The organism is Stenotrophomonas sp. SAM-B, from assembly GCF_013387485.1.
GTDB lineage: Bacteria > Pseudomonadota > Gammaproteobacteria > Xanthomonadales > Xanthomonadaceae > Stenotrophomonas > Stenotrophomonas maltophilia_AA.
Genome location: NZ_JABBXB010000004.1, coordinates 409,640 through 425,855 on the forward strand (window position 1 = coordinate 409,640; position 16,216 = coordinate 425,855).

At 68.4% G+C, this 16,216-nt stretch carries 17 protein-coding genes; 16 read left to right on the forward strand and 1 reads right to left on the reverse strand.

What is annotated here, in order from left to right; translation table 11 throughout:
• Positions 1-2: 2 nt before the first annotated feature.
• Positions 3-1,295 (forward strand): threonine synthase, encoded by a 1,293-nt coding sequence (thrC, locus tag HH110_RS11980; protein WP_176989869.1) that lies wholly within the window; start codon positions 3-5, stop codon positions 1,293-1,295.
• Positions 1,296-1,344: 49 nt separating this feature from the next.
• Here the strand turns inward: thrC and HH110_RS11985 are convergent, their stop codons facing one another.
• Positions 1,345-2,106 (reverse strand): Crp/Fnr family transcriptional regulator, encoded by a 762-nt coding sequence (locus HH110_RS11985; RefSeq protein ID WP_176989870.1) that lies wholly within the window; start codon positions 2,104-2,106, stop codon positions 1,345-1,347.
• Between the two features lie 141 nt (positions 2,107-2,247).
• Between HH110_RS11985 and hisS the strand changes: the two genes are divergently transcribed.
• The 15 genes from hisS (at position 2,248) to HH110_RS12060 (ending at position 16,149) form a co-directional block, all read left to right on the forward strand.
• Positions 2,248-3,645: a histidine--tRNA ligase gene (gene hisS, locus HH110_RS11990; protein WP_176989871.1), complete on the forward strand. Its 1,398-nt coding sequence runs from the start codon at positions 2,248-2,250 to the stop codon at positions 3,643-3,645.
• 23 nt (positions 3,646-3,668) lie between these two features.
• Positions 3,669-4,031, forward strand: a complete 363-nt coding sequence (locus tag HH110_RS11995; protein ID WP_241696533.1) for a hypothetical protein — start codon at positions 3,669-3,671, stop codon at positions 4,029-4,031.
• A gap of 82 nt (positions 4,032-4,113) precedes the next feature.
• Positions 4,114-4,434, forward strand: a complete 321-nt coding sequence (locus tag HH110_RS12000) for a YerC/YecD family TrpR-related protein (RefSeq protein ID WP_176989872.1) — start codon at positions 4,114-4,116, stop codon at positions 4,432-4,434.
• An 11-nt stretch (positions 4,435-4,445) separates the two neighbouring features.
• Positions 4,446-5,357, forward strand: coding sequence for an ATP phosphoribosyltransferase (gene hisG / locus HH110_RS12005; protein WP_121036643.1), 912 nt, complete (start codon positions 4,446-4,448; stop codon positions 5,355-5,357).
• Positions 5,354-6,649 (forward strand): histidinol dehydrogenase, encoded by a 1,296-nt coding sequence (hisD, locus tag HH110_RS12010; protein WP_176989873.1) that lies wholly within the window; start codon positions 5,354-5,356, stop codon positions 6,647-6,649. Before hisG ends, hisD begins: the two co-directional genes overlap by 4 nt.
• Complete coding sequence (hisC, locus tag HH110_RS12015) at positions 6,646-7,734, forward strand: histidinol-phosphate transaminase (RefSeq protein WP_176989874.1); 1,089 nt, start codon at positions 6,646-6,648, stop codon at positions 7,732-7,734. The genes hisD and hisC overlap by 4 nt, the downstream gene beginning before the upstream one ends.
• Positions 7,731-8,804, forward strand: coding sequence for a bifunctional histidinol-phosphatase/imidazoleglycerol-phosphate dehydratase HisB (gene hisB, locus HH110_RS12020; RefSeq protein WP_176989875.1), 1,074 nt, complete (start codon positions 7,731-7,733; stop codon positions 8,802-8,804). The genes hisC and hisB overlap by 4 nt, the downstream gene beginning before the upstream one ends.
• Positions 8,801-9,403 carry an imidazole glycerol phosphate synthase subunit HisH gene (gene hisH, locus HH110_RS12025; protein WP_176989876.1) on the forward strand — a complete coding sequence of 201 codons (603 nt, stop codon included), beginning with the start codon at positions 8,801-8,803 and terminating at the stop codon, positions 9,401-9,403. The genes hisB and hisH overlap by 4 nt, the downstream gene beginning before the upstream one ends.
• On the forward strand, positions 9,400-10,134 hold the full coding sequence (gene hisA / locus HH110_RS12030) for a 1-(5-phosphoribosyl)-5-[(5-phosphoribosylamino)methylideneamino]imidazole-4-carboxamide isomerase (RefSeq protein WP_176989877.1): 735 nt from the start codon (positions 9,400-9,402) through the stop codon (positions 10,132-10,134). The genes hisH and hisA overlap by 4 nt, the downstream gene beginning before the upstream one ends.
• Positions 10,128-10,904 (forward strand): imidazole glycerol phosphate synthase subunit HisF, encoded by a 777-nt coding sequence (gene hisF, locus HH110_RS12035; protein ID WP_070472955.1) that lies wholly within the window; start codon positions 10,128-10,130, stop codon positions 10,902-10,904. The genes hisA and hisF overlap by 7 nt, the downstream gene beginning before the upstream one ends.
• The gene (gene hisIE, locus HH110_RS12040) at positions 10,894-11,532 is read left to right on the forward strand and encodes a bifunctional phosphoribosyl-AMP cyclohydrolase/phosphoribosyl-ATP diphosphatase HisIE (protein WP_176989878.1); all 639 of its coding nucleotides are present in this window, start codon (positions 10,894-10,896) and stop codon (positions 11,530-11,532) included. Before hisF ends, hisIE begins: the two co-directional genes overlap by 11 nt.
• Positions 11,533-11,625: 93 nt before the next feature.
• Positions 11,626-13,224, forward strand: coding sequence for a calcineurin-like phosphoesterase family protein (locus HH110_RS12045; RefSeq protein ID WP_176989879.1), 1,599 nt, complete (start codon positions 11,626-11,628; stop codon positions 13,222-13,224).
• Positions 13,225-13,369: 145 nt separating this feature from the next.
• Positions 13,370-14,371, forward strand: coding sequence for a glucokinase (locus tag HH110_RS12050; protein ID WP_176989880.1), 1,002 nt, complete (start codon positions 13,370-13,372; stop codon positions 14,369-14,371).
• 33 nt (positions 14,372-14,404) lie between these two features.
• Positions 14,405-15,403, forward strand: coding sequence for a N(4)-(beta-N-acetylglucosaminyl)-L-asparaginase (locus tag HH110_RS12055; RefSeq protein ID WP_176989881.1), 999 nt, complete (start codon positions 14,405-14,407; stop codon positions 15,401-15,403).
• Positions 15,400-16,149 carry a copper homeostasis protein CutC gene (locus HH110_RS12060; RefSeq protein WP_176989882.1) on the forward strand — a complete coding sequence of 250 codons (750 nt, stop codon included), beginning with the start codon at positions 15,400-15,402 and terminating at the stop codon, positions 16,147-16,149. The genes HH110_RS12055 and HH110_RS12060 overlap by 4 nt, the downstream gene beginning before the upstream one ends.
• The last annotated feature ends 67 nt before the right edge of the window (positions 16,150-16,216 follow it).

A 16,216-nucleotide genomic window follows, 5' to 3' on the forward strand; every position in this document is an offset into this window, starting at 1 on the left:
CGATGAAGTTCGTTTCCACGCGTCACGCTGCACCCGCCGCTTCGCTCAGCCAGGCGCTTGCCGCCGGACTCGCCCCGGACGGCGGCCTGTATGTTCCCGACCATCGCCCGCAGCTGCAGAGCTGGTCAGCGCAGGGTTCCTTCGCACAGACCGCCGCGGCGGTGCTGGCCCCGTACTTCCATGACGATGCCTTGGAGAAAGCGCTGCCTGACCTGTGCGGGCAGGCATTCGATTTCGATGCGCCGCTGCGTCCACTGGCGACGGCCGATGACCATGTCCTCGAGCTCTTCCATGGCCCGACGGCGGCGTTCAAGGATTTCGGTGCGCGCTTCCTGGCCGCATGCCTGGCCCGATTGCAGCAGGGGCGCGAACGACCGCTGACAATCGTGGTCGCCACCTCGGGGGACACCGGGGCCGCCGTCGCGGCCGCGTTCCACCGCCAGCCCGGGATCCGTGTGGTGGTGCTGTACCCGGATGGCCGGGTCTCGCCGCGGCAGGCACATCAGCTGGGCTGCTTCGGCGACAACATCCAGACGCTGCGTGTGGCCGGTTCCTTCGACGATTGCCAGGCGATGGTGAAGCAGGCGCTGGGCGATCGCGAGCTGCAGGACCAGGTGCCGTTGAGCTCGGCCAACAGCATCAGCCTGGGCCGCTGGCTGCCGCAGATGAGTTACTACGCGCATGCGGCGCTGGTGCACCAGGCGCAGACCGGCCACGTGCTGAACCTGGTGATTCCCACCGGCAACCTCGGCAATGCGATGGCGGCGATCCTGGCGCGCGCGATGGGCCTGCCACTGGGGCAGATCGCGTTGGCCACCAATGCCAACGATGTGCTGCCGCGCTACTTCCACGGCGAGGACTACCAGGCGCGGACCAGCGTGGCGACGATCGCCAATGCGATGGACGTGGGCGCCCCGAGTAACGTCGAGCGGCTGCGTTGGTTGTACAACGAGGATGATGTGGCGCTCCGGGCCGCGTTCACTGCCGAGGCGGTGGATGATGCGGCGATCCGCGAAGTGATCCGCCGGCGCCATGACCTGCATGGCGAAGTCTTCTGCCCACATACGGCAACCGCGGTGGCGCGCCTGGAGCACCTGCGGGCCGCGGGCGCGCAGGGACATTGGGCGGTCGCGGCGACGGCGCATCCGGCCAAGTTCGAGTCGGTGGTGGAGCCGCTGATCGGGAAGCCGCTGGAGGTGCCGCCGGCACTGGCCGCCTTGCTGGAGCGGTCCGCGACGGCCGAGGCATGCGCGCCGGAGTATGAGGCGTTGCGTGAGGTGTTGTTGCGCGGGTGAGGCGGGTGACACGCGGAACGCCGGAGCAGCCGGGCAGTGCCCGGCGCGACTAGTAGGATTCGTCGGCCGAGAGTTTCTGCAGGGCGGCTTCGTCCAGGATCTCGACGGTGTTCAGATGGGGCAGGGCGATCAGGCCCTGCTGGCGCAGCTTGGTGAAGGTGCGGCTGACCGTTTCCATGGTCAGGCCGAGATGGTCGGCGATGTCGCCACGCCCCATCGGCAGGGTCACGCGCAGGCCAGGTTCACCGAGCAGGGCTTCGCGCGCGGCCAGGCGCAGCAGGAAATCGGCGACTTTCTCGGCCGGCTGCAGTCGGCCCAGCGCCATCGCGGCGTCCTGGGCCGCATCCAGCTCCTGGCAGGCGCGCTGCAGCAGCTTGCGTTCCAGGTGCGGGAAGCGCGAGCGCAGGTCCTTCATCTGCGGCAGGGTCACGCGGCAGACGCGGCTGTCGGCGATGGCTTCGATATCGTAACGGTGATGATCGCTGCCGCTCAGTCCCAGGAAATCGCCGGGCAGCACGAAACCGCTGATCTGGCGTCGGCCGTCGGCCAGCGTGCGGACCAGGCGCAGCGCACCGGCCGTAATCGTATAGACATGTTGGCGCGGCTCACCGGCACGGACCAGCGTGGAGCCCAGCGGCAGTGCCTGGGACACGGTGACCCGTTCCAGCGCCTGCACTTCATCCGGCGACAGCGCCGAGCACACCGCCAGGTGCCGCACCGAGCAATGCAGGCAATCGCGCAGGGGCGAGCAGCCGGGGGCGGCGGGGTCTTCAACAGCGGAAAGCGCGGTACCGGAGTGAGGCCGGGTCATGTCAGGTCAGCAAGCAGGGCCTGCCCATGATACTTCATGCCGCCATTGGCCCGGCCCCGGCGCCCGGATGCGGCTCGTTGCGCCGGCTGCGGCTAGAATATGCCGCTCGCTCATCCCCCCGTTTCCGCAGGAGTCCCGCAAGTGATCAAGCCCCGTACGCCGCCCGGCATCATGGAATTGCTGCCGCGTGAGCAGATCGCGTTCCAGCGCATGCTGGACGTCATCCGCCGCAACTACGAGCGGTTCGGGTTCCTGCCGGTGGAGACGCCGGTGTTCGAGCTTTCCGATGTGCTGCTGACCAAGTCTGGCGGCGAGACCGAGCGCCAGGTGTATTTCGTGCAGTCCACCGGTGCGCTGGCCAACGCCGCCGAAGCGGAAGAGAAAGCGCTGCCGGAACTGGCCTTGCGCTTCGACCTGACCGTGCCGCTGGCGCGTTATGTCGCCGAGCACGAGCACGACCTGACCTTCCCGTTCCGCCGTTACCAGATGCAGCGCGTGTACCGTGGCGAGCGCGCCCAGCGTGGCCGTTTCCGCGAGTTCTACCAGTGCGACATCGATGTGATCGGCAAGGACACGCTGAGCACCCGCTACGACGCCGAAGTGCTGGCGGTCATGCATGCGGTGTTCGCTGAACTGCGCATCGGCGATTTCTCGGTGCAGCTCAACAACCGCAAGTTGATGCGCGGCTTCTTCGAAAGCCTGGGCGTGGCCGATGGCGAGCGCCAGCTGGCCGTGCTGCGGGAAGTGGACAAGCTGGACAAGCGCGGCGCCGATTACGTGCGCGAGACGCTGGTGGGCGAGGGCTTTGCGATTCCGGCCGAGCAGGTCGAGCGCATCCTGGCGTTCGTGGCCGTGCGCTCGAGCAGCCATGCCGATGCGCTGGCGCAGCTGGATGCGCTGCTGGTCGATGGCGCTGCCAGCGAAACGCTCACGCAGGGCGTGGCCGAACTGCGCGAAGTGCTGCAGCTGGTCAAGGCGCTGGGGGTGCCGGAAACCGCGTACTGCCTGAACTTCTCCATCGCCCGCGGCCTGGATTACTACACCGGCACCGTCTACGAGACCACGCTGACCGACCACCCGCAGATCGGCTCGATCTGCTCGGGCGGTCGATACGAAGACCTGGCCAGCCACTACAGCAAGTCCAAGCTGCCGGGCGTGGGCATTTCCATCGGCCTGACCCGCCTGTTCTGGCAGCTGCGCGAAGCCGGCCTGATCGCCGGTATCGAGGACAGCAGCGTGCATGCGCTGGTGGCCCTGATGGACGACAACGGCCTGCCCGAGTCGCTGGATATCGCCCGTCGCCTGCGCGTCGGTGGCATCAATGCCGAAGTGCAGATGGAGCCGAAGAAGATCGGCAAGCAGTTCCAGTACGCCGCAAAGGCCGGTATCCGTTTCGTCGTGCTGGCCGGTGAAGATGAGCTGGCGCGTGGCGTGGTCGCGGTCAAGGACCTGCTGCGCGAGCAGCAGTTCGAGGTCGCCCGCGACGAGTTGGCCAGCGCGCTGCAGGTCGAGCTGGAGCAGGCCAAGGCGATGGCATGAAGCGGGTCGGGGCAGGGGCGCTGATGCTGCTCCTGCTCGCCGGCTGCCAGAGCGACCCGCAGCTGCGCAGCAAGCGGATCGGCCCCGGGCATTACCGGTTGGTGGTCGATCGCTGCCATGTGATCAGTCGGGAACAGCTTGAGCGCGATCTGCGCGAGCTGGCCAGCAACCAGTGTTCCGGCAGCGCCGGAGTCTTGGAGGCCGTGGAGTCGCTTCCCAGCCGCCAGGGCAGCCTGCTCGGCGAATGCCTGCAGCGGCGCCCTGCGCGCCGACGTCCGCTGCCGGTAGGTGCCGACCCGGTAGCTGCCGCCCGTTGGTCAGCACGCTTCCTTGGATGCCCGGAACAACGCCCGCCCATGCGGGCGTTGTTCGTTTCCGGACCCTGAACACTTCCGGTCCGCTCACTGCAGCGGTTTGACCGTGCCCCTCGCTTGGGCTAATGTAATAGCACGCTATTACATTGATACGATGAAACTACGTCCGATCCCCCGTGAAAAAGATGCCCAGGCCGATCTGGCCCCGCTGGCGCGTGCCTTTGCTGCCCTCGCCGATCCCGAGGCGGTGACCGCGTTCCTGCGCGACCTGTGCACGCCGGCCGAGCTGGAGGCGCTTTCCGACCGCTGGAGGGTCGTGCCGCTGCTGCAGCAGGGCGTGCCGTATCGCGAGATCCATGAGTTGACCGGGGTCAGCGTGACCACCACCGGGCGCGTGGCGCGCTCGCTGGACCACGGCCACGGCGGCTATGCCGCCGCCATCGCCGCCACGCCGACCTCCCCCGAATCCGAGTAGAGACCTCCCCCATGAGTGCAACCCAGACCGCCCCGGCACGTGACCGGCTGCGTATCGCCATCCAGAAGAACGGGCGACTGGCCGAGCCTGCGCGCAGCCTGCTGACCGCCTGCGGGCTGAGCTGGCGGCAGAGCCGCGACAAGCTGTTCTGCTATGGCGAATCGCTGCCGGTGGACCTGCTGCTGGTCCGCGATGACGACATTCCCGGCCTGATCGCCGATGGTGTGTGCGATTTCGGCATCGTCGGCCGCAATGAGCTGGACGAGCAGGGCGCCGCGCGCCGCCGGATCGGTCTGCCGGATGCCTACCAGGCGCTGCGCGGCCTCAACTTCGGTCAGTGCCGCTTGATGTTGGCGGTGCCGGAGGAGTGGGAATGGACGGGCGTGGAGCAGCTGGCCGGCAAGCGCATCGCCACCAGCTACCCCGCGATCCTGGCCGACTGGCTGGCCGAGCGCGGCGTGGATGCGCAGGTGGTCGAACTGTCCGGCTCGGTCGAGATCGCCCCACGGCTGGGCACCGCCGATCTGATCTGCGATCTGGTCTCCAGCGGCGCGACGCTGGCCGCCAACCAGCTCAAGCCGGTCGAAACCCTGCTGGAAAGCGAAGCGGTGCTGGCCGGTCCGGTACGCACGCCCGATGACGCGCGCGCCGGTCTGATGGCGATGCTGCTGCGCCGACTCGATGGGGTGGTGAAGGTCCAGGACAGCAAGCTGCTGATGTTCCGCGCCGCGCTGGACCGGGTCTCCGAGCTGACCCGCCTGCTGCCTGATGCCGATCCGCTGGTGCAGCTGCCCGATGACGGCGGCCACCTGCGTTTGCAGACCATGTGCCACGGTGCGTTGACCTGGCAGCGATTGGAGGACCTGGAGCGCGCGGGCGCGCAGGGGTTGATGGTGTTGAGTGTGGAGCGGTCGCTGGCATGAATCGTTTGACGTGGTCCCAATTGGATGCCGGCGCCCAGGCGCAGGCGCTGCAACGCCCCGTCCAGGCCGTGGCGGCGCGTACCCGTGAGTCCGTCGCGGCCTTGATCGCGGCGGTGCGCGAAGGCGGCGATGCCGCGCTGCGTGAGATCACCCTGCGCTTCGATGGGGTGGCACCGGAGAGCTTCGAGGTCAGCGACGCGGAATTCGCCGCTGCCGAGCAGGCCGTCTCCGCCGAGCTTCGGCAGGCGATGATCGATGCCGCCGCGCGCATCCGGACCTTCCACCAGGCCGGCATGAGCCAAGGCTATGCGGTCGAGACCGCGCCCGGTGTGCGTTGCGAGCGTGTGGTGCGCCCGATCGGCCGGGTGGGGCTGTATGTGCCGGCCGGCAGCGCGCCCTTGCCGTCGACCGCGTTGATGCTGGGCGTGCCTGCACAGCTGGCCGGCTGCCGGGAAGTCGTGCTGTGCACGCCGCCACGCAAGGACGGCAGTGCCGATCCCGCGGTGCTGGTGGCCGCGCGCCTGACCGGTGTGCACCGCGTCTTCAAGCTGGGCGGCGCGCAGGCGATCGCGGCGATGGCGTACGGCACCGACAGCATCCCGGCCTGCGACAAGCTGTATGGCCCGGGCAACAGCTACGTGACTGAAGCGAAGCAGCAGGTGGCCCAGGACGGCGCGGCCGCGATCGACATGCCGGCCGGACCGTCGGAAGTGCTGGTCATTGCCGATGCCGGCGCCAATCCCGCGTTCGTCGCGGCCGATCTGCTCTCGCAAGCCGAGCACGGACCGGACTCGCAGGTGCTGCTGCTGACCGACGACGCAGGGATGGTCGACCGGGTTGAAGCGGCGGTTGAAGCGCAGCTGGCGCAGCTGTCGCGCGCGGAGATTGCCGCGCAGGCGCTGGCGTCCTCGCGCCTGATCCTGGTCGATTCGCTGAATGATGCGTTCGCGATCAGCAACCGGTATGCGCCGGAACATCTGATCCTGGCGCTGCGCGATCCGCGCGCGTGGCTGGAGAAGGTTGAAGCGGCGGGCTCGGTATTCCTCGGCGACTACACCCCCGAAGCGCTGGGCGATTACTGCAGCGGCACCAACCACGTGCTGCCGACCGCTGGCGCCGCACGCGCCTACAGCGGCGTCAGCGTGGCCAGTTTCCAGAACCTGATCAGTGTGCAGTCGGCCACGGCCGCCGGCATCGCCGCGATCGGCGAGTGCGCCCGCGTGCTGGCGCGCGCCGAAGGCCTGGATGCGCACGAGAATGCCGTGACCCTGCGCATGGAGGCGGCGGCATGAGCACTGCCTCCATTCTGTCGCTGGTTCGCGAGGACCTGCAGGCGTTCACCGGGTACTCCTCGGCGCGCAGCAGCGCGCTGGTCGGCGATGTCTGGCTCAACGCCAACGAATCGGCCTGGGCCAATCCGGCCGATATCGCGGGCAGTGCGCGCCGCTACCCGGATCCGCAGCCGGTGGCCCTGCGCGATCGGCTGGCAGAGCTCTATGGCTGTGCGCCCGAACAACTGTTGATCGGTCGTGGCAGTGACGAAGCCATCGACCTGCTGGTGCGTGCGCTGTGCGAGCCGGGCCGGGATGCAGTGGTGACCACGCCGCCGGTGTTCGGCATGTATGCCGTCTGTGCCCGTCTGCAGAACGCGCCGGTGATCGAGATACCGCTGGCCGACCAGGGCGATGCGCTCGTCGCCGATATCGACGCCGTGATCACCGCTGCGCTGGCCGGCAACGCCAAGCTGGTGTTCCTGTGCTCGCCGTCCAATCCCGCTGGCAGCGTGATCACGCTGGCCGAGATCGAGCGCGTGGCCACCGCATTGCAGGGCAGGGCGCTGGTCGTGGTGGACGAGGCCTACGGTGAGTATGCCGAGCAGGCCTCCGCCGGCACGCTGCTGGGCCGCTACCAGAACATCGCCGTGCTGCGGACGCTGTCCAAGGCGCATGCGCTGGCCGCCGTCCGCATCGGCAGCCTGATCGCCGATGCCGCCCTGATCCAGGTGCTGCGTCGTTGCCAGGCTCCGTATCCCGTGCCCGCACCCTGTGCGGAGCTCGCGTTGGCGGGCCTTGGCCCGGAGAACCTCGCGGTGACCACCCAGCGCATCACACAGATCAAGGCCGAACGTGCGCGGCTGCAGGCCGGTCTTGCCGCGCTGCCCGGCGTGCTGCGTGTCTATCCGTCGCAGGGCAACTACCTGCTGGCCCGCTTTGCCGACGCACAGGGCGCGTTCGACGCGCTGCTCGCAGCCGGTGTGGTCGTGCGTGACCAGCGAGCCGCGCCGCAGCTGGGCGATGCACTGCGCATCACCCTCGGGAGCCCGGAGCAGAACGACCGCGTACTCGCTGCCCTGACGGCCCGGAGGGCTGCCGCATGACCCCGATTCTGTTCGTCGACCGCGACGGCACCCTGATCGAAGAGCCCGCCGATTTCCAGATCGACGCCTACGAGAAGCTGCGCTTCGTACGCGATGTGATCCCGGCGATGCTCAAGCTGCGCGATGCCGGCTACCAGTTCGTGATCGTCAGCAACCAGGACGGGCTGGGCAGCGAAGGCTATCCGCAGGCCAGCTTCGACGGCCCCAACGACCTGATGCTGCAGATCTTCGCCAGCCAGGGCATCACCTTCCGTGACGTGCTGATCGACGGCAGCTGGCCGCAGGACAACGCGCCGACCCGCAAGCCGGGCATCGGCATGATGCTGCCGTACCTGCAGGACCGCAGCATCGACTGGGCACGCTCGGCGATGGTGGGCGACCGCCTGACCGACATCCAGTTCGCCGAAAACATGAAGATTCGTGGCTTCCAGCTGCGCACCGAACAGTTCGGCGGCGACTGGGACTGGACCTCGATCGCGCATGAGCTGGCCGATGCGCCGCGTCGGGCCACCGTGCAGCGCACTACCAAGGAAACCAGGATCCGGGTGGAGGTCGACCTGGATCGCACCGCCGAACCGCAGACCCACACCGGGCTGCCGTTCTTCGACCACATGCTGGAGCAGATCGGCAAGCACGGCGGTTTCGCCCTGAGCGTGCAGGCCGAGGGCGACCTGCACATCGACGAGCACCACACCATCGAGGACACTGGCCTGGCGCTGGGCCAGGCCCTGCGCGAGGCGCTCGGCGACAAGCGCGGCATCGGCCGCTACGGCTTCACGCTGCCGATGGATGAAACCCTGGCCAGCGCCGCGCTGGATTTCAGCGGCCGCCCGTATTTCGTGTTCGAAGGCGAGTTCAAGCGCGAGCGCGTGGGTGACATGCCGACCGAGCTGGTGCCGCACTTCTTCCGCTCGCTGTGCGATGCGGCGGGGTTGAACCTGCACCTGAGCGTGCGCGGTGACAACGACCACCACAAGGTCGAGGCCTGCTTCAAGGCGCTGGCCCGCACACTGCGCCAGGCATTGCCGCGGCAGGGCACCGCGCTGCCGAGCACCAAGGGGGCGCTGTGACCGAGGTTGCGCTGATCGATGCGGGCGGCGCCAACCTCGGCTCGGTCCGCTATGCGCTGGAACGGCTGGGCGTGCAGGTGCGGCTGGTCCGCGATGCGCAGGGTCTGGAGGGCGTCTCGCGGGTGATCCTGCCTGGCGTCGGCGCGGCCCCGCACGGCATGGCACGCCTGCATGCACAGGGTCTGGTCCAGCCGCTGCGCGACCTGCAGGTGCCGCTGCTCGGCATCTGCCTGGGCATGCAGCTGCTGTTCGATGGTTCTGAAGAAGGCCATGTCGAATGCCTGGGCCTGTTGCCCGGGGTCGTGCGCCACCTGCGCCCTGCAACCGGCATCCGCGTGCCGCACATGGGCTGGAACCGGCTGCTGCCGCTGCGTGAGTCGCCGCTGCTGGCCGGCGTGCCGGCACGGGCGAGTGCCTACTTCGTCCACAGCTACGCCGCGCCGCTGGGCGAAGACACCGTGGCCGCCTGCGATCACGGCGGGCTGTTCGCGGCCGTCGTGCAGCGCGGCCGGCACAGTGGTGCCCAGTTCCATCCGGAGCGTTCGGCCGACACCGGCGCGCGCATCCTGCGCAATTTCATCGAGAACGAACCGACATGAGTTTCATCGTCTATCCCGCCCTGGATATCCGCGAAGGCCGCGTGGTGCGCCTGCTGCAGGGCGACTACGCGCAGCAGACCACCTACGGCGATGATCCGCTGCCGCGCGCGCAGGCGTTTGCCGCGGCGGGCGCGAGCTGGATGCATCTGGTCGATCTGGATGCGGCCCGTGCGGGCGGTTACACGCTGGCACCGCTGCTGTCCTCGATCGCGGCGCAGACCGGGCTGCAGGTGCAGACTGGCGGCGGCGTGCGCTCGCGCGATGACGTTGCCCGCATCCTCGACGCCGGTGCCACCCGCGTGGTGATCGGCTCGGTATCGGTCCGCGAGCCGGACACGGTGATTGGCTGGCTGCGCGAATTTGGCCCTGAACGGCTGACCATCGCCCTCGACGCCCGCCAGGCCGAGGACGGCCGCTGGCTGTTGCCGGTGCATGGCTGGACCGAAACTGCTGAGGACACCCTGGACGTACTGGCCCAGCGCTATGCCGAGGCCGGCATGCGGCACCTGCTGTGCACGGATATCGCCCGCGACGGCATGCTTTCGGGGCCGAACATCGATCTGTACCAGCATTTGGCGCGCCTGCTGCCGGGCGTGGCGGTACAGGCCTCCGGCGGCGTGCGTGATGCCGACGACGTGGCCCAGGCCAAGGCCGTCGGCTGTGGTGGCGCGATTCTCGGCAAGGCGCTGCTGGAAGGGCGCATGACCCTGGAAGGAGCGCTGGCATGCTGAGCCGCCGCCTGATCCCGTGCCTGGACGTGCGCGATGGTCGCGTGGTCAAGGGTGTGCGTTTCCGCGACCACGTGGACATGGGTGACATCGCCGAGCTGGCGATGCGCTATCGCGACCAGGGCGCGGACGAACTCGTGTTCTATGACATCGGTGCCAGTCCGGAGGGGCGCGCGGTAGACGTGGCCTGGATCGAGCGCATCGCGCGCCTGATCGACATTCCGTTCTGCGTGGCCGGCGGCATCAGCGATGTCGAGACCGCACGGCGCGTGCTGCATGCCGGTGCCGACAAGATCTCGATCAACTCCCCGGCCCTCGGTCGGCCAGAGCTCATTGAAGAACTGGCCGATGCGTTCGGCGTGCAGTGCGTGGTCGTCGGTATCGATTCGGTGCGCGAACCGGATGGCGAATGGCGGGTGCGCCGCTTCAGTGGCGATCCGGACAAGACCCAGGCGGTGGCGGTGCGCACCCTGGACTGGCTGGTGGAGGCACAGCGCCGGGGCGCCGGCGAGATCGTGCTGAACTGCATGGACAGCGATGGCGTCCGCCGCGGTTACGACGTGGCCCAGCTGCGTCAGGCGCGCGCGCTGTGCCAGGTGCCGTTGATCGCCTCCGGTGGCGCCGGCGAAATGCAGCACTTCGCCGATGTATTCGACCAGGCAGACGTCGATGGCGCGCTTGCCGCCAGTGTCTTCCACAGTGGTGCCATCGCCATTCCCGCGCTCAAGCAGTTCCTGCGCGAGCAGCAGATCGAGGTTCGAGATGTCTATTGAGGTGAATTCCATCGACGTGCGCCCGTCGCGCGCGGCGCTGGCGCAGCTGGACTGGGGCAAGGGCGATGGCCTGCTGCCGGTGGTGGTGCAGGATACGGACACGCTGCGCGTGCTGATGCTGGGCTACGCCAACGCGGCTTCGCTGGAGCAGACCCTGGGCACGGGTCACATGACCTTCTACAGCCGCAGCAAGCAGCGGCTGTGGACCAAGGGCGAGTCCTCCGGCAACGTACTGGCGGTGACGGCCGTGCGGATCGACTGCGACAACGACACCCTGCTGGTCAGTGCGCGCCCGGCCGGGCCGACCTGCCACACCGGCAGCGAGAGCTGCTTCCCGCAGGCGCCGGGCAACTTCCTGGGCCGGCTGGATACCGTGGTGCGCGAACGTGAGCAGCAGCGCCCGGCCGGCAGTTACACCACGTCGTTGTTCGACGGCGACATCCGCCGCATCGCGCAGAAGGTGGGCGAGGAGGGCGTCGAAGCCGCGTTGGCCGGGGTCGTCCAGGACGATGACGCGCTGCTGGGCGAGTCGGCCGATCTGCTGTTCCATCTGACCGTGCTGCTGCGCGCGCGTGGCCTGTCGCTGGACGACGCGGTGGCGGTGCTGGCGGCGCGCCACGCGGGGTAAGCCCGGGCGGGACATCGTTTAACGTCGGTGAAACGCGGTGCAGGCGATGATGTGCGGCTCTACAATTCCCCACCCCCGATCGGACCGCCCTCGATGACCCGTACTGCCGCTTGGCTGGCTTGCCTGCTGTTGATGACTTCGCCTGCCTGGGCTGCCGGCACGACGATTACCGGCAAGGTCTATCAGGAGCGTGACGGCAAGCCGGGGCGCGGCCCGACCGATCCTGGCCTGGCCGGCGTGCAGGTGTCCAACGGGGAAACGATCGTGCGCACCGCCGCCGATGGCAGCTACAGCCTGCCGGTGCGCGAGGGGCAGACCGTGTTCGTGATCAAGCCGGACGAGTACCGCTTCCCGGCCGCCGCCAATGGGCTGCCCTCGTACTGGCGCCACTATGCGCCGCAGGGCTCGCCGAAGCTGAAATACGACGGGATCCACGCCACCGGCGGCGCAACCCGCAACTGGGATTTCGCGCTGGAGCCGGCCAAGGGCACGGACGCGGCGCGCAACGGCTTCGAGATGCTGGTCTTCACCGATTCGCAGACCGCCAGCCGCCAGGACATCGCCTACTACCAGCGCGCCATCGTCGATCCGATCATCGGAAAGCATCCGGCGCGCCTGGGCACCACCCTGGGCGACATCGTCAACGACGATCTGAGCCTGTACCCGGACATCAACAAGGTCACCGCGCAGCTGCAGGTGCCGTGGTTCCACGTACCGGGCAACCATGACCTGGACATGGATGCCGGCAACGACGCGCATTCGCTGGACAGCTGGCGCGCCGTGTACGGCCCGGATACCTACGCGGTGGAAGAAGGCGGGGCGAGCTTCGTCTTCCTCGATGACGTGGTCTACGACCCCAAGGCCAAGCCGAGCTACGTCGGCGGCCTGCGCGCGGACCAGTTCGCCTTCCTCGGCAACTATCTGAAGGGCGTGCCGCGTGATCGGCTGATCGTGCTCGGCATGCACATCCCGCTGTTCGATGCGGCACCGGGCCGTGAGACGTTCCGCCATGCCGACCGCGCAAGGCTCTTCGCGCTGCTCAAGGACTTCCCGAACGTGCTGGTGCTCAGCGGGCACAGCCACACCCAGCAGCACTACTACCACGGCGCCGCCGAAGGCTGGCAGGGCAGCAAGCCGCTGCACGAATACAACGTGGGCGCGGCCTGCGGGGCGTTCTGGTCGGGGGTGAAGGACAGCAACGGCATTCCCGATGCGACCATGAGCGATGGCACCCCGAACGGCTATGCGGTGCTCTCGGTCAAGCCCGGCGGTGACTATGGTCTGCGCTATTACGTGGCGCGCGCACCCGACGATTACCAGATCGCCCTGCACGCGCCGAAGGTGCTGCGCCAGGGCGCGTACCCAGCCTGGGGTGTGTACGCCAACGTGTTCATGGGTCAGGCCGATTCGCTGGTGGAGTACCGCGTGGACGATGGCGCATGGCAGCCGATGAAGCGTGTCGAGCAGCCCGATCCGCGGCTGCTGCAGGAAAATGTCGCCGACGATACCGCCGAGCGGCTGCGCGGTTTCGACCGCTCGCCGGAAGCCACGCCGTCGCCGCACCTGTGGCGCGGCGCGCTCCCCACCAACCTTGCAGTGGGGGAGCACAAGGTGGAAGTGCGTGCGGTGCAGGGCGATGGCCCGACCGCGATGGCCAGCACCAGCTACCGCCTGCAGACCGCCAAGCCCTGATCACGCCGCAGTCGTTTCAGTACGGCGCTGTATGGCAGGCGTGGCTTTGCATTCCCCCGGCGATGCCTGAGAATCGCCGGGATTCAATCGATTCAACCAAGGCAAGCGAGTGAGCGCAGCGGTACCGGTTCCGGCTCAACCTGAGGTGTCGCGGACGGCGGCCCCGCGGGATTCCCACTCTGACACGCTGATCGTGGCCGATGTTGGCGGCACGTTCGCCCGCGTCGCGCTGGCCACCGTGTGCGCGGGCGCTGCGCCACGGCTGAGCGGCCTGCGGCGTTATGCCTGCGCTGATCACCCCGGCCTGGCCGCGATCCTGGCCGACTTCATCGCCAGCCTGTCCGCAGCGCCGGACAGTGCCGTGGTCGCGATCGCGGGGCTGCTGGACGGTGATCATCTGGTCAACACCAATCTGCCGTGGCCGGTGTCGGTCGCGCAGACCCGTCACGATTCGGGGCTGGTGTCGCTGGCGCTGATCAACGATTTCGAAGCGGTCGCCTATGCGATTCCGCACGTGGCGCCGGAAACCATGGTGGCCCTCAACGGTGCACCCGAGGCGGGGCCGCGTTGGCCGGCGCTGGTGCTGGGTCCCGGCACCGGTCTGGGCGCGGCGCTGCGTTTCGAGGGCGGTGAGCGTCCGGTGCTGGCCAGCGAGGCCGGCCATGCCGCCTTGAACGCCTGCAATCCGCTGGAACTGGAGGTGCTCTCGCGCCTGCTGCAGCGCTGGGAGCACGTGGACAACGAGCGCGTGCTGTCCGGGGGCGGCCTGATGAACCTGTATCCCTGCCTGTGCGATATCCGTGGGGTCACACCGCACTGGGCGAGCACCGAAGCCCTGATCGCGGCCGCGCATGACGGTGTGGATCCGGTGGCGGTGGAGACGCTGGAGGTGTTCTGCGCCTGGCTGGGCAGTCTGGCCGGCGATCTGGCCACCACCTTCGGCGCGCGCTCGGTCTATCTGGCTGGCGGCATCTCCACGCGCGTGGACCGCTTCCTGCGCGACGGCCGCTTCCGCGAGCGTTTCCTGGCCAAGGGCGTGATGCAGGACGTGCTCCGCCAGGTACCGATCTGGCGCGTGGACCACGGCGAACTCGGCGTGCTCGGCGCGGCGGTCTGGCATGCGGAGCATCGCTGTATCGTCGCGTAGTTCTTCCATTGTCCGATAACTGGAGACGTACCCATGACTGACCGCAGGCGATTTCTCCAGGCCAGTGCCCTGGCGGCCGGCGCCCTCGCGCTGCCGACGCTGCAGGCACGCACCGCCAGCGGCGCGCGCGTCGTGTCCACCTGGGATTTCGGCGTGGGGGCCAACCAGGTGGCCTGGAAAACCCTGTCGGCCGGCGGCTCCGCGCTTGATGCGGTGGAAGCCGGTGCCCGCTGGGCCGAGAGCGACCTGTGCAACCCCACGGTCGGGCGCTGCGGCAATCCGGATCGAGATGGGGTGCTGAGCCTGGACGCCAGCATCATGGACGGCGATGGCCGCTGTGGTTCGGTGGCGGCGCTGAGCGATATCGCGCACCCGGTTTCGGTGGCGCGGCGGGTGATGGAGCAGACCCCGCATGTGATGCTGGTGGGCGAGGGCGCGCAGCAGTTCGCTGTGCAGCAGGGCTTCGAGCGGAAGAAGCTGCTGACCCCGGAAGCCGAGACGGCGTGGCGTGAGTGGCTCAAGACCGCGCAGTACACCCCCGAGATCAATGCCGAGCGACGCAGCCGCCCCGGCGACAGCAGCAACCACGACACGCTGGGCATGCTCGCCATCGATGCCCAGGGGCGTCTGGCCGGTGCCTGCACCACCAGTGGCATGGCCTGGAAGATGCACGGCCGCGTCGGCGACAGCCCCATCATCGGCGCGGGGTTGTACGTGGACAATGAGGTGGGCGCGGCGACCGCCTCGGGCGTCGGTGAGGAAATGATCCGCAATGCCGCCTCGTTCCTGGTGGTCGAGCTGATGCGCCAGGGCCGATCACCGGCCGAGGCCTGCCGCGAGGCGATCGCGCGGGTGGTGCGCAAGCGGCCGGAGGCGAGCAAGACGCTGCAGGTGTGCTTCCTCGCGTTGAACAAGCACGGTGAGGTCGGCGCCTATGCGCTGCATCGCGGCTTCGTCTATGCAGTCTGCGACAAGGACCGGCAGGACGATCTGCGCGATTCCGCCTCGGTCTACACGAGCGAGCAGACGTGAGCGCGCGGCGGCGGCTGCTGGAGATCGCCTCGAACTCGGTGGCCTCCGCATTGGCCGCCCAGCAGGGCGGCGCGGACCGGATCGAGCTGTTCGACAACCTGGCCGAGGGCGGTACCACGCCGTCGCAGGGCAGCATCGCGGTCGCCCGTGACCGCCTGCATATTCCGTTGTTCGTGCTGATCCGGCCGCGTCCTGGCGATTTTCTTTACACCGCGCTGGAGACGGAGATCATGCTGCGCGATATCGCGCAGTGCCGTGCGCTCGGCTGCGATGGCGTGGTGATCGGCGGCCTGGATGCCGACGGCGGCATCGACATGGCGTTGTGCCGTGAACTGATTTCCGCGGCAGGCCCGCTCGGCATCACCTTCCACCGCGCCTTCGATGCCGCACGCGATCTGCCGGCGGCGCTGGAGCAGATCGTGACGCTGGGCTGCCAGCGCATCCTGAGTTCGGGCGGGCAGGCCAGTGCCCTGGCCGGTGCCGACGTCCTGAGTGCGCTGGTAACGCAGGCCGGTGACCGGATTTCGCTGATGGCCGGCGCGGGAATCTCAGCGGCCAACATCGTGGAGGTTGTCGAGCGCAGCGGTTGCCTTGAACTGCACGCCTCGGCCAAGGCCACGCAGCACTCGGCGATGCGCCACCAAAATCCGGCGCTGATCGGATTGTCGCCGGACTGGAACGTGACCGACACAGCGCACGTCATAGCACTGCGCGCGGCGCTTGATAATAGGGACGGAGGTAGTTAATCCGCGACGCACGTCCGCAATTAACTACCTCCGTCCCTGTTAAGAAAAACGCCGTTAAAAAAAAACG